The organism is Sedimentitalea sp., from assembly GCF_039973035.1.
Taxonomy (GTDB): Bacteria; Pseudomonadota; Alphaproteobacteria; order Rhodobacterales; family Rhodobacteraceae; genus Sedimentitalea.
The window spans coordinates 142,656-155,001 of record NZ_JBDWLR010000042.1 but is presented as its reverse complement, the minus strand read 5'-3'; the positions used below and the strand labels follow the sequence as shown (position 1 = coordinate 155,001).

Genomic DNA, 12,346 nt, shown 5'->3' with positions numbered 1-12,346 from the left:
CCGCCGGTACTTCAAGTCAGCAATCCGACCATGACGGCGCCCACAGGGCTGAAATCCGGCGTTTCGGGCGAATTGGCCAACCCGTGTTCCGCCGAATGGCCGTTGCTGGGCGCAGGTTCCACGATCACGGCGAAATTTGGATCAGAAATCGCCGTCACCACCGCCACGCAGCGCGTCCATTGCCCTGCGATCTTTCTTGGTCGGACGCTCGCCAACCCTTTCAGGCGCAGGTTCACGCGGTCCTGGCGGCGCAAGATCTTCATACAGGGCCTGCGCCTCGCTGGCCGGACCACGTCGGGCACCAAGCTCGACGATCTTGATGACCCGCGCCTGACGCGCCTGCGCAAAAGTGAGAACGTCCCCCGGCGTGATGCCACACGCCGGTTTGATCGTCCGTTCTCCGTTGACCCGAACGTGGCCGCCGCTGATCTGTTTCGCGGCGAGCGTGCGAGTCTTGAAGAACCGGGCATGCCACAACCATTTGTCCAGTCTCAGCTTGTCTGGCTGCGTCGCGCTCACCGGTCTAGCTGTTGTCCTTCAGCCCCATGAGGGCCGCGGCAAACGGGTTGTCTGGATCAATCTTTTTCTCCGGGCGTGGCGGACGTGACGAGAAGGATTTCGCCCCCTTGTCCTGACGGCCTCCCTTGTCACCACCCTTGCCACGCGGCCGGCCTTTGCCTTGAGGCTTGGCGCCCTGCCGGTCTTTCTGGCCAGCCTTGCCACGTGGTCCCTGATGATCCCGCCGCGGTCTTGACCAGGTGAAGGTATAAAAGACTTCCATCTCCGGCTCTGCGGGCGCAGATTCTTCAGCAGTGACAGCGTCCTCGATAGCAGGTTCAGCCGGCGTAGGTTCTTCCGAAGCTTCGCTCACAGGTGCCGGTGTTTCGACCTCTGAAACCGGCTCTTCAGCTGGTTCCTTGGTTTCTGCGGTGGGCGTTGTTTCCGCGCCCGGCTCCGCAACGGGCTCCACTGGCGCTGGCTTGACCTTGGTGCGCTCACCACGCTCACCCTTGTACCCCAGCCCCTGCATGAGATCAGCGAACTGATCCAGCGTGGTGCCGGTGATCGACAACATGTCCGGCTTCGCCTCAAATCCACCCCGGCTGTCTTCGGCGCGCAACATATCGGCGAGCCGTTCCAGCATGTCGATTCGCACCGCGCGCTCACCCGCCGCGCGATAGCCGCACATGGTATGATAGCCGTCCGGCGCGTCCTTGACTGTCGGCACAGTCACCAGACCCGGCGGCGGAGATTCTGGAAACTCCTGCAAACCTTTTGCCAGTGACCACAGCACCAGCCGCAACCGCGTTGGTGCAGGCTTTAGCAGCAAAGGCATGAAGATCGTGAACTGACCGAAGCGGATACCGTGTTTGCGCAACGCGCCGCGCGCATCCTGATCTAGGTCTTTAACCTCTTGTACGACTTCCGCACGGGGCAGGATGCCGAACGCCTCGATCATCCGAAAGCCAAATCCACGGGCCAGCCCAGACAACTCCTCATCGCGCTGCAGCGTCAAAAGCGGCTCAAACAGCGAGGCAACCTTGCGGTCGATGAAGTGTTGCAAGCGGCGCTCAACCTTTTGAGCGACATCCGGACCGGCAGCTTCGTCAACAAACACTTCGACCTGCGGTTTCAACGGCTCCGACCCAGCGACAAGCTTGCCAACGGCGTGCTCACCCCACATCAGACCACCCTGTTCGGTATAGTCGATCTCGGTATCCGGAGCATTGTAGAACCGGTCAGCTCGCAGATGGAACTGCGGGGCCAGCGCCTGCAATGACGCGGCTTTAACGACCTTTTCCTCGGCTCCGGCCGCTGCGGATTTATCCGCAGAGAATCGAAAACCTTCCAACCGACCGACAAATTCGCCTTCGACGGTCACTTCACCCTTATCGTTCACTTCGGCCAAAAGGGCCTCCTTTTGCTTGAGCCGGCGCAAGAGCACGGATGTGCGCCGGTCCACAAATCTCTGGGTCAAACGCTCGTGCAGCGCATCTGACACCCTGTCTTCTACAGCGCGTGTCAGCCCGCGCCAATGGCTTTCGTCGCGTGTCCAACCCTTGCGTTGCGCCACATACGTCCATGTGCGGATAAATGCCAATCGTTTGCTTAGCGTGTCGATATCGCCGTCGGTTCGATCAATCCGTTTGATCTGACGGGCGAGCCAATCGTCGGGCACAACCCCGCTTTCGTGGAGATAACCAAAGATCATTTCCAGCAGCGCTGAATGTTCGGCGTGACTGATTCCCCGGAAATCGGGAATTCGGCACACGTCCCACAGCAACCGGACTGACGCCGGATCGGATGCCCGGGCAAACACTTCGTCCACCTGCGCCAGCGATTTCAATGCCCCGAGATCATCAGCCTCAAGTGCGCGGATCAGGTTTTCGTCTGTCGGCGGCCTTTCAAGAGTGCCGATCAACCGGTCGATCGTGCCAAATTCCAGCGCGGCACTGCGCCAGTTCAGCTTTTTCAGCGGCGTGAAGCGATGCTCCATGATGGCCTGCGCCACCGGCTCGTCCAAAGGGCGCGCCTCGCCGGTGACACCAAAGGTGCCATGCGACATCCCGCGACCGGCGCGACCGGCAATCTGTGCCAGTTCATTGGGGGCAAGCGGACGCATGCGGCGACCGTCAAACTTGGTCAGTGCCGAAAAGGCAACGTGATCAATATCAAGGTTCAGGCCCATGCCAATGGCATCTGTTGCCACCAGAAAATCCACGTCGCCGTTCTGATACAATTCAACCTGCGCGTTGCGCGTGCGCGGCGACAACGCTCCCATCACCACCGCAGCGCCGCCTTTTTGGCGGCGCAGCAGTTCCGCGATGGCATAAACCCCATCGACCGAAAACCCGACAATGGCGCTGCGTGCAGGCATACGGCTGATTTTCTTGGCACCGGAATAAACCAGTTGCGACATGCGCTCGCGGCCCTGAAACTGTGCGTCCGGTACCAACGCCCGGATCGGCCCGCGCATCGTGTCGCTGCCCAGAAACAACGTTTCAAGCTGCCCACGCGCGCGCAACAACCGGTCGGTAAACACATGGCCCCGCTCGGGATCGGCGCACAACTGGATTTCGTCGACCGCTAGGAAATCACATCCCATGCCCTCGGGCATCGCCTCGACCGTGCAGACCCAATATTGCGTACGGGGCGGCACAATGCGCTCTTCGCCAGTGACCAGCGCCACCACCGACGGGCCACGGATCGCCACGATCCGGTCATAGACCTCGCGCGCCAAAAGACGCAGTGGCAAACCCATGACCCCGGTGCGATGCCCCAGCATACGTTCAATCGCGTAATGCGTCTTGCCAGTGTTGGTCGGGCCCAGAACGGCCACGATTCGCGATGACCCGGTCACCTGTCGCCCCCTGCCCGTCAGGGCCTAAAGTGCCTCGCCCTCGATTCCGGGGCGTAGACGGTCCAGCGCTTTGGTTACTTCTTCATGGTTGGGATGTATAGCCTTTGCGCGTTCAAACGCCTGATAGGCACGGGCCTCGTCGCCGAACTCTTCGAGCAACGCCCCTAGCCCGATTATCGCATTGTAATCGTTGGGATTCAGCGCCAGCGCCCGTTCAAGGTCCGCCAATGCTGGTCCATAGAGTTCCGCATGAAAATAAGCGAGCGCACGCGCGCTCCAGCCTTGCGCAAACTCCGGCGCATGATCCGTCAGCGCCGTCAGATGCTCGATTGCGGCGGCCGCGTCGTCTTCCTCAAGCGCATCGCGCCCGCGTTGAAGCAGCAGGTCCATCGATGCCGATCCGCTCTTGGACCAGAGCCGCTGCAATTGCCGGTCCAGGCCTCGTGCCTCGTCTGCATCTGCCTCGGCAAGTGCAGTCAGCAAGGCTTGTTCATCCTCAGAATCGGCAGATTGCGCGATCAAAGGTATGGAATACATTACTATGGCCGCAATTGCCGCGACGGTAGTTTTGAAGATGGGATGGATAACGCTCATAACGTTGTTCAATGTAACGCGCTGCATGGGAATATCCAGAGATCCATGCACCAAATATCTTGAGAGTAAAAATGAGCGACTTCCTTGAAAAGGCTGCGGCCGAACTCAACACCAAACTTGCCGCGTCCGACTTTGACGGCACAGCCAAATTCGACATCGCCGGTGAAGGTGCGATCATGATGGACAGCGAAGGCGCCCGCGTTGCGGACGAAGAGGCCGAAGTGACTCTCAGCGCTGATGCCGAGACCTTTCAGGCGATCTTTGAGGGTGACATGAACCCGACCTCCGCCTTTATGACCGGCAAGCTGTCCGTGGATGGCGATATGGGTATGGCAATGAAACTGGCTGCGGTTCTGGCCTGATGGACCTGATCTCTGCGCCTCTCCACGACGATATGGTTGGTGTGCCCCAGGGCGGGCAGGCCTATTGGTTGCAAACGTCGGACGGAATCCGCATCCGTGTCGGCGTCTGGCGGCCTGAGGGAGAGGCGCGAGGCACCGTTTTGATGTTGCCGGGCCGGACGGAGTACATCGAAAAATACGGCGATACCGCGGGTGAACTGGCTCGTCGCGGTTTTGCGACGTTGGTCATCGACTGGCGTGGTCAGGGCCTTGCCGATCGACTGCTTGATGACAAGCGGCTGGGGCATGTGAACGTCTTTACCGACTATCAGCTGGATCTCGCGGCAGCGATGAAACTGGCCCGCCAGATCGAACTGCCGACGCCATTCCACCTGATCGGACATTCGATGGGCGGCGGCATCGGGCTGCGTGCAGTGATGGAAGGTTTGCCGGTGCAAAGCTGTGCCTTCACCGGGCCGATGTGGGGCATCTATATGTCACCGATGGTTAAACCGTTCGGCTGGGCGCTGTCACATATGGCGCCAATGGTGGGCATGGGCACCCGCCTGCCCCCAAGCACCCGTCACGAAGGATATGTCACCGCGCATGCGTTTGACGGCAATGCCCTGACGACCGAACCAAGCATGTACAAGATGATGCAGGACCAGATTGCCGCGCATCCCGAACTGGGTATTGGCGGGCCGACGCTGGTCTGGCTGCGCGAGAGCCTGATGGAATGCCGTGCGCTGGCGCAGCGCCCCTCGCCCGATTTGCCCTGTGTGACCTTCCTCGGCTCTGGCGAACAGATCATTGATTGCGACGATGTGCGCCAGCGCATGGATCGCTGGCCGCGCGGACGGCTCGAAATCGTGCAGGGTGCGCGCCACGAAGTTCTGATGGAGACGCCACAGATACGTGCAGACGTGTTTGATCAGCTCGAGGCGCTTTTCACCAGCTCAGATACAGGCAGCCAAGACAACGCCGTATCCGCCTGACCCGCGCGGCGCCCGGCTATCCGGGCGCGACGCACGAATGCCCCCCTGAGAACACCAGAAAAACACTCAATCTCGCAAGCGGTTTGGCGGATTATTTAACGGCATTTCTGCTGAACACTTGCATCTGCCCAAGGTCGCACACTACTTCGAGGGCAAAGCAGAAGGATTGCGTGATGACGATCAAACCGAATTTTGATGCCAACGCCTCGGCAGGCGGCAAGGATCTGGGCAATCTGCCCGAATGGGACCTCAGCGATCTCTACACATCACAGGACGCGCCCGAACTGAAACGCGATCTCGATTGGCTTGAAACGGCCTGCGCGTCCTTTGCCGCTGACTACGAAGGAAAGCTGGCCGATCTTGATGCCGCCGGGCTGCTCGACTGTGTGCTGCGCAATGAACGGATCAATTCGGTGGCCGGTCGCATCATGTCCTTTGCAGGGCTGCGGTATTATCAGCTGACCACAGATGCAGAGCGGGCAAAGTTCATGTCCGACATGCAGGAAAAGATCACCAACTTCACCACACCGCTGGTGTTCTTCACGCTCGAACTCAACCGGCTGGAGGACGGCATACTCGACACCCATTTCGCTGCCAATGCTGATCTCGCGCGGTACAAGCCGGTGTTTGATCGCATTCGCGCAATGAAGCCCTATCAGCTGTCTGACGAGCTTGAGAAATTCCTGCATGATCTGGGCGTCGTCGGTGATGCCTGGGAAAAGCTGTTTGATGAAACCATCGCCGGGCTGGAATTCGACGTAAACGGCGAAACCCTGAATATCGAGGGCACGCTGAACCTGTTGACCGAGCAGGACCGCAGCACCCGCGAGGCGGCGGCCCGCGAACTGGCCGACGTCTTTGCCGACAACATCAAGACGTTCGCGCGGGTTCACAACACCCAAGCCAAGGAAAAGGAAGTCGTCGACCGCTGGCGCGGCATGCCCACGCCCCAGACCGGTCGCCACCTGTCCAACGACGTGGAACCCGAAGTGGTCGAGGCCCTGCGCGAAGCCGTGGTCAAAGCCTATCCCAAGCTTAGCCACCGATATTACGAGCTGAAACGCAAATGGCTGGGTCTGGACACCATGCAGGTGTGGGATCGTAATGCCCCCCTGCCGATGGAAGACACCCGCATCGTTGACTGGTCCAGCGCCGAGCAAACAGTGATGGACGCCTACAACGCGTTTGATCCCCGCATGGGCGAAATCGCGGCGCCGTTCTTTTCCAAAGGTTGGATCGATGCGGCGGTAAAGCCGGGCAAAGCCCCCGGCGCCTTTGCCCACCCCACCGTGACCGAGGTGCACCCCTATGTCATGCTGAACTACCTCGGCAAACCACGCGACGTGATGACCCTCGCCCACGAACTTGGCCATGGCGTGCATCAGGTTCTGGCGGCTGGTCAGGGCGAAATGCTGTCCTCTACCCCGCTGACGCTGGCCGAAACCGCCAGCGTATTCGGCGAAATGCTGACCTTCCGCAAAATGCTCGACACCGCCGAAACCAAGGAGCAGCGCAGAATTCTGCTCGCCGGCAAGGTCGAAGACATGATCAACACGGTCGTGCGCCAGATCGCCTTCTACGATTTTGAATGCAAACTGCATGACGCCCGGCGTGCTGGCGAATTGACCCCAGACGACATCAATGCCCTCTGGATGAGTGTTCAGGCCGAAAGCCTCGGCCCCGCGTTTGAATTCATGGATGGTTATGAAACCTTCTGGGCCTACATCCCGCATTTCGTCCATTCGCCGTTCTACGTCTATGCCTATGCCTTTGGCGATGGCCTCGTGAACGCGCTCTACTCCGTCTATGCCGAGGGAGATCCGGGGTTCGAAGAGAAATATTTCGACATGCTGAAAGCAGGTGGGTCAAAGCACCACAAAGAGCTTCTGGCCCCATTCGACCTTGACGCATCCGACCCGGCGTTCTGGGACAAGGGCCTGTCGATGATATCAGGAATGATCGACGAGTTGGAGGCGATGGAGGAGTAACACCCCTTCATCGTCCTTGGCAGATGGCCACTCCGTGCCCTTGCCGACCGAGCATTTCCAGCGTCGCAATTACCGGCTCAAGCCAGTTTGCGGCGCTTTGGTGTCGTCATTTGACGAGACGCCTTGCAAAATCTGCACTCTCCTGAACCAGAGACGGAGGTGCAAATGCAAGAATGTGACGCTGAACTTATCAACCTCGCAGCGTACCCGATCCATCAGAACGGCCCCAAACGTGGTGCCGTTCTGGCGCGGGTTCGCAAAGACCTGGAACGTGACGGTTGCGCTGTTCTGAAAGGGTTTTTGACGCCCGCAGGTGTTGCCGCCCTGACAGCAGAAGCGGATAGCGTGGCGGACAAGGGGCACCAGTCCTTTAGCAAAACAAACGCCTACTTTACGCAAGACGATCCCGGCCTGCCTCCTGACGATCCGCGCCGGCAGTTCTATGACCGATCAAATGCATTCATCCCGGCGGATAACTTTGCCAGTCAAGGCCCGCTGCGCACAGTACATGATTTCCAAGGGTTTGATCGATTCATCCAAGATTGCCTGCAGGAAGAGAAATTCCATCGCTATGCAGATCCCCTCGCGGATGTGATCGTAAATATGGCCTCCGAGGGCAATGGGTTTCCCTGGCATTTCGACACCAACAATTTCACCGTCACGCTTGCGATCCAGAATGCCGAGGCAGGTGGCGCGTTCGAATACGCCCCGAAGATCCGCCAGCATGATGAGAACTTTACCGAAGTCAGACGTGTCCTGAACGGTACATCAGACAAGGTGCGTGTGCTGCATCTGGAGCCGGGCGATTTGCAGCTTTTTTGCGGACGGTATTCCCTGCACCGAGTTGCTCCACTCAAAGGCAATCGCCCGCGCTATGTGGCAATCTTTTCCTATGTGGAAGAACCCGGAATGGTTGGCAGCCCGGAGCGGACCAGACAACTTTACGGCCGGACCCTGCCCATCCACTTGGAACGTGCCGGTCAACGCGCAGACAGTTACATCGACTGACCCTCTGGTCTGTTCGCGGAATAGGTTTGCTTTACCGAAACCGTTCCGCAAGCAGTGCTATTTCAACTGGCTGTCTTTGCTGCCCCGTCGATTGATACCCGCCCGCGCCTGAAAGGCGCTGTCGCGCTCCTGCATGCAATCAATGCACAGTTTGATACCGGGGATCGCGTTGCGCCGCGCTTCGGGGATCGGTTCTTCGCATTCCGCGCAATGTGTCCGGCTCTCGCCTTCTGGCCCGCGTCGCGTCTTGAGACGGGCCAACTCGTCATTGATCGAGGCTTCGATCTGTTCGCTCACCGCGCCATCGCGCGCCCATCCACCCGCCATCAGTTTTCTCCTGTTCGCAACGGGTGCCTCACAACGTCCGCGCCACGTCGAACACCCTGTCGATCATCACCTGCGTCCCTTTCGAGATCTCGAGCGGACAGGGATATTCAACCCCCTCCCGCACGGATCTTCCGAACGCTTCCACCTGCAATACATAGTGGTTATCCGCCGGGAAACGTTCAACCCGCACGCCCAGATCAGGTTGATGCAACTCGATCCGCGCTTCGCCAAAGACCTGTGCATTGAACGGCGCGGTCAAACGAATGACTCCGGCTTCGCCGTGAAACAGCATTTCCTGATAGGGATGCATTCGCGTGCTCACATAGGCGGAATAGGTGCAGTCGGGAAACTCGGCCTGAACATCCGCAAAAACATCGACACCGTTTTCCCATCGCACCCGTGCGGCGATCTCGTCCGGCTCGGCACCGGTGACAAACCGCGCCGCGCCAAAGACATAGACACCAATGTCGCGCAGCCCGCCGCCGCCAACCTCGGCCCGATTGCGAATATTGCTGGCGTCGCGATTGGTAAAGCTGAACCGCCCACCCACATGCACCAGCTTGCCAATGGCACCGTCCTGCACCATCTGCCGCACCCGTTGCCATTGCGGGTGATGCACGATCATATAGGCCTCTGCCGCCATCAGCCCGGTGTCATCGCGTTTTGCGATCAACTGGTCAAATTCGTCCGCCTGCATCGTCATTGGCTTTTCACACAGCACATGCTTGCCGGCATCCAGCGCCTTCAGGCTCCACTCCACGTGCATGTGATTGGGCAGCGGAACATAAACCGCGTCGATCGCCGGATCGGCCAGCAATGCGTCATAGCTGTCAAAGACCTGCAGATCCGGGCAGAATTCAAGAAACCCAGCGGCCTTGTCCGGGTTGGACGTGGCAAGACCGGCCAGTTTGGCACCACGCGCCGCGTGAATGGCCGGCCCCATATGCTTACTCGCAAAATTGGATGCTCCCAGGATACCCCATCGCATTGGCTCTGACATTTATCGCTCCTTGGTTGCGCCCGATTATAGATCAGCTCCGCCAGCACGCCCACTACATTTTGGAGCGCAGTCGGGATCACAACGCAACACTTGGTCGGGAGGACTGCGCACTATTCCTGCCGTGCGAGGGCCCAAACAACAAAGGGGCGCAGCGCGCCCCTTTGTCTCTGTCAAATTGTTACAGGCATGCTCAGGCTGAGGCCAGCATCCCTTTCTCGCGGGCGAGATCGCGCATCTTCTTTTGCAGCTTCTCAAAAGCGCGCACTTCGATCTGGCGAATACGTTCGCGGCTGACATCGTACTGGCCGCTCAATTCCTCCAGCGTCACGGTGCTGTCTGACAACCGACGCTGCGTCAGGATGTCTTTCTCACGGTCGTTCAACACATCCAGAGCCTGCGCCAGCAATTCGCGTCGCGCTTCAAGCTCGTCACGTGCTTCGTAGTCGCCCGCCTGATCGGCATCTTCATCCTCGAGCCAATCCTGCCATTGCATCGTCCCTTCGCCTTCAGAGCCGACCGTGGCGTTCAGCGACGCATCGCCCCCACTCATGCGGCGGTTCATGCTGATGACTTCAGCTTCTGTCACGCCCAGATCGGTCGCGATCCGTTTGACGTTCTCGGGGCGCAGATCACCCTCTTCCAATGCGCCGATCTTGGCCTTGGCCTTGCGCAGGTTGAAAAACAGCTTTTTCTGTGCCGACGTCGTTCCCAGTTTTACCAACGACCAAGACCGCAGGATGTATTCCTGAATGCTGGCGCGGATCCACCACATCGCATAGGTCGCCAGACGAAACCCTTTTTCCGGGTCAAACCGCTTGACCGCCTGCATGAGGCCCACATTCGCTTCGGAAATCACTTCGGCCTGCGGCAGGCCATAGCCGCGGTATCCCATTGCAATCTTGGCCGCCAGACGCAGGTGGCTGGTGACCATCTTGTGGGCAGCTTCAGTATCCTGTTCCTCGACCCAACGTTTGGCCAGCATGTATTCCTCTTCTGGCTCAAGCAGCGGGAACTTACGGATTTCCTGCATGTACCGGTTGAGACCACCCTCTGGGGTTGGTGCCGGCAAATTTGCATAGTTGGCCATTGTCATGTCCCTTAATGTTTATTGTCTTAACATAGATATGGTGGCGAAATCGTTCCATTCAAGTGAGACCCCTCGCATAATGACCTGAATCAGCGTCGAGTTTGAGCAGAAAAGGGTGCATTCACGCGCATGTGCTGTTCATGACATAACTCTTGCCGATACTGCACGGTTCACCTGCCGCGATCTGACATTCGCGTGAACTGGCCGTAGCAATTCGGGATATGCATTCTCAGCCGGTTTGAACGCGCAACGCATTGATCAGCGACGACATATCTGCAGGCACGTCTGCCTCAAACCTCACCGATTCCCCGCTAACCGGATGGACAAAACCCAGAACAGCCGCATGCAGCGCCTGCCGGGAAAAGGCGCGGACCGCCTCGGCGGCCTCGGCTGAAATCGCCCGCGCAGGCAGTTTGCGCCGACCGCCATAGACAGGGTCTCCGATCAGCCCATGACCGGCATGCGCCAGATGCACCCGGATCTGATGTGTGCGCCCGGTTTCCAGCCAGCATTCGACCAGCGCCGCGACTGAGGGCGATCCAAACGGTTCGACGATCCGCACGCGCGTTATCGCGTGTCGCCCACCCTGAAACAGCACCGCTTGTTTTTGGCGATCCGTCTTGTGCCGGGCAAGTTGGGTGGTCAGACGCAGAATGTTCCCAGGCTCAAACGCCGCGCCCTTGATCCCGCGCAGGCGCGGATCATTGGCATCTGGAACACCATAGCAAACTGCGCGATAATACCGCTCAACGCTGTGTGCTTCGAACTGCGCGGCCAATCCCTGATGTGCGACATCCGATTTTGCCACGACCAACAGGCCACTGGTATCCTTGTCGATCCGATGCACGATCCCCGGTCGCTTGACGCCACCAACACCCGACAGATCGTCACCACAATGATGCAGCAAAGCGTTGACCAAGGTGCCCGAAGGCGTCCCCGGTGCGGGATGCACAACCATGCCCGCCGGTTTGTTGATCACGATCAGGTCGTCATCTTCATGCACCACATCCAGAGGGATGTCTTCGGGGCCGATATGGCTCTCTTCGGGCGCGTCAACTGTCAGGACCACTTCTGCCCCCTCGCCCACGCGCGCCTTGGCATCCGTGGCCGCAACCCCATCTATCGCAACAGCCCCATCCGCGATCATCCGCGCGAGCCGTGTACGCGACAGCGCAGCCTCGTCTGGTACATCGCGGGAAAGCGCCTTATCAAGGCGCGGCGGCGGATCCGCCGCAATGGTGAACTTGATTTGGCGCGTGACCATGACTGAACCTTCCGAACCGGTGCAAGAACCGGCCAACCTGCGATTTCTGCGTCGGCTTGTAACTGTGCTGACTGCGGTGATGATTGGCGGGCTTTTAGTGATCGTTGCCCTGCTTGTCATCCGTTTCTCGTCAGACCGCACGCCGACCCCGATTCCATTGCCTGATAGCATCACATTACCCGACGGCGCAAAGGCCGAGGCCTTTACCATGACCGCAGGCTGGTACGCGGTGATCACCCAGGATGATCGCCTGCTGATCTATGACCGTGCAAGTGGCGCGCTGCGCAAGTCCATCGACATGACCCAAGCTGACTGATCACCCTGTCGCGCCATGCCCTGCCCCCCACGTCACGTTGAAAAAACATGCAAATCGTGACAGGC

13 protein-coding genes are annotated in these 12,346 nt (G+C 59.1%); 5 read left to right on the top strand and 8 right to left on the bottom strand.

Features of this window, described 5'->3' with window-relative positions; genetic code table 11:
- Positions 1-11: 11 nt before the first annotated feature.
- Genes ABJO75_RS09470 through ABJO75_RS09455 form a run of 4 tightly spaced genes read right to left on the bottom strand, consistent with a single transcriptional unit; the run spans position 12 to position 3,982 of the window.
- Positions 12-167, bottom strand: coding sequence for a hypothetical protein (locus ABJO75_RS09470; RefSeq protein ID WP_348135576.1), 156 nt, complete (start codon positions 165-167; stop codon positions 12-14).
- Positions 142-519, bottom strand: a complete 378-nt coding sequence (locus ABJO75_RS09465) for an RNA-binding S4 domain-containing protein (protein ID WP_348135575.1) — start codon at positions 517-519, stop codon at positions 142-144. Before ABJO75_RS09465 ends, ABJO75_RS09470 begins: the two co-directional genes overlap by 26 nt.
- A 4-nt stretch (positions 520-523) precedes the next feature.
- A complete protein-coding gene (locus ABJO75_RS09460; protein WP_348135574.1) occupies positions 524-3,361 on the bottom strand; it encodes a helicase-related protein in 2,838 nt (945 codons plus the stop codon).
- Between the two features lie 24 nt (positions 3,362-3,385).
- On the bottom strand, positions 3,386-3,982 hold the full coding sequence (locus ABJO75_RS09455; protein WP_348135573.1) for a tetratricopeptide repeat protein: 597 nt from the start codon (positions 3,980-3,982) through the stop codon (positions 3,386-3,388).
- A gap of 44 nt (positions 3,983-4,026) precedes the next feature.
- Between ABJO75_RS09455 and ABJO75_RS09450 the strand changes: the two genes are divergently transcribed.
- The 4 genes from ABJO75_RS09450 to ABJO75_RS09435 all read left to right on the top strand — a co-directional run bounded on the left by ABJO75_RS09450 (position 4,027) and on the right by ABJO75_RS09435 (position 8,287).
- Positions 4,027-4,317 carry an SCP2 sterol-binding domain-containing protein gene (locus tag ABJO75_RS09450; RefSeq protein ID WP_348135572.1) on the top strand — a complete coding sequence of 97 codons (291 nt, stop codon included), beginning with the start codon at positions 4,027-4,029 and terminating at the stop codon, positions 4,315-4,317.
- Entirely contained in the window at positions 4,317-5,291 is a 975-nt protein-coding gene (locus tag ABJO75_RS09445) for an alpha/beta hydrolase (RefSeq protein ID WP_348135571.1), read from the top strand. The genes ABJO75_RS09450 and ABJO75_RS09445 overlap by 1 nt, the downstream gene beginning before the upstream one ends.
- 173 nt (positions 5,292-5,464) lie before the next feature.
- Entirely contained in the window at positions 5,465-7,279 is a 1,815-nt protein-coding gene (locus ABJO75_RS09440) for a M3 family oligoendopeptidase (protein WP_348135570.1), read from the top strand.
- A gap of 165 nt (positions 7,280-7,444) precedes the next feature.
- Positions 7,445-8,287, top strand: a complete 843-nt coding sequence (locus ABJO75_RS09435; protein ID WP_348135569.1) for a hypothetical protein — start codon at positions 7,445-7,447, stop codon at positions 8,285-8,287.
- Positions 8,288-8,344: 57 nt separating this feature from the next.
- Here ABJO75_RS09435 and ABJO75_RS09430 read toward each other — a convergent pair whose 3' ends face one another.
- The 4 genes from ABJO75_RS09430 to ABJO75_RS09415 all read right to left on the bottom strand — a co-directional run bounded on the left by ABJO75_RS09430 (position 8,345) and on the right by ABJO75_RS09415 (position 11,965).
- Positions 8,345-8,614 (bottom strand): DksA/TraR family C4-type zinc finger protein, encoded by a 270-nt coding sequence (locus tag ABJO75_RS09430; RefSeq protein ID WP_348135568.1) that lies wholly within the window; start codon positions 8,612-8,614, stop codon positions 8,345-8,347.
- A 28-nt stretch (positions 8,615-8,642) separates the two neighbouring features.
- A complete protein-coding gene (locus ABJO75_RS09425) occupies positions 8,643-9,614 on the bottom strand; it encodes a Gfo/Idh/MocA family oxidoreductase (protein WP_348135567.1) in 972 nt (323 codons plus the stop codon).
- A gap of 190 nt (positions 9,615-9,804) precedes the next feature.
- Positions 9,805-10,701, bottom strand: coding sequence for an RNA polymerase sigma factor RpoH (rpoH, locus tag ABJO75_RS09420; protein ID WP_348135566.1), 897 nt, complete (start codon positions 10,699-10,701; stop codon positions 9,805-9,807).
- A gap of 229 nt (positions 10,702-10,930) precedes the next feature.
- Positions 10,931-11,965, bottom strand: coding sequence for an RluA family pseudouridine synthase (locus ABJO75_RS09415; RefSeq protein WP_348135565.1), 1,035 nt, complete (start codon positions 11,963-11,965; stop codon positions 10,931-10,933).
- On the opposite strand from ABJO75_RS09415, the gene ABJO75_RS09410 reads away from it, so the two are divergent.
- Positions 11,964-12,281, top strand: a complete 318-nt coding sequence (locus tag ABJO75_RS09410) for a DUF6476 family protein (protein ID WP_348135564.1) — start codon at positions 11,964-11,966, stop codon at positions 12,279-12,281. The two genes, ABJO75_RS09415 and ABJO75_RS09410, sit on opposite strands and share 2 nt — an antisense overlap.
- Positions 12,282-12,346: the final 65 nt, after the last annotated feature.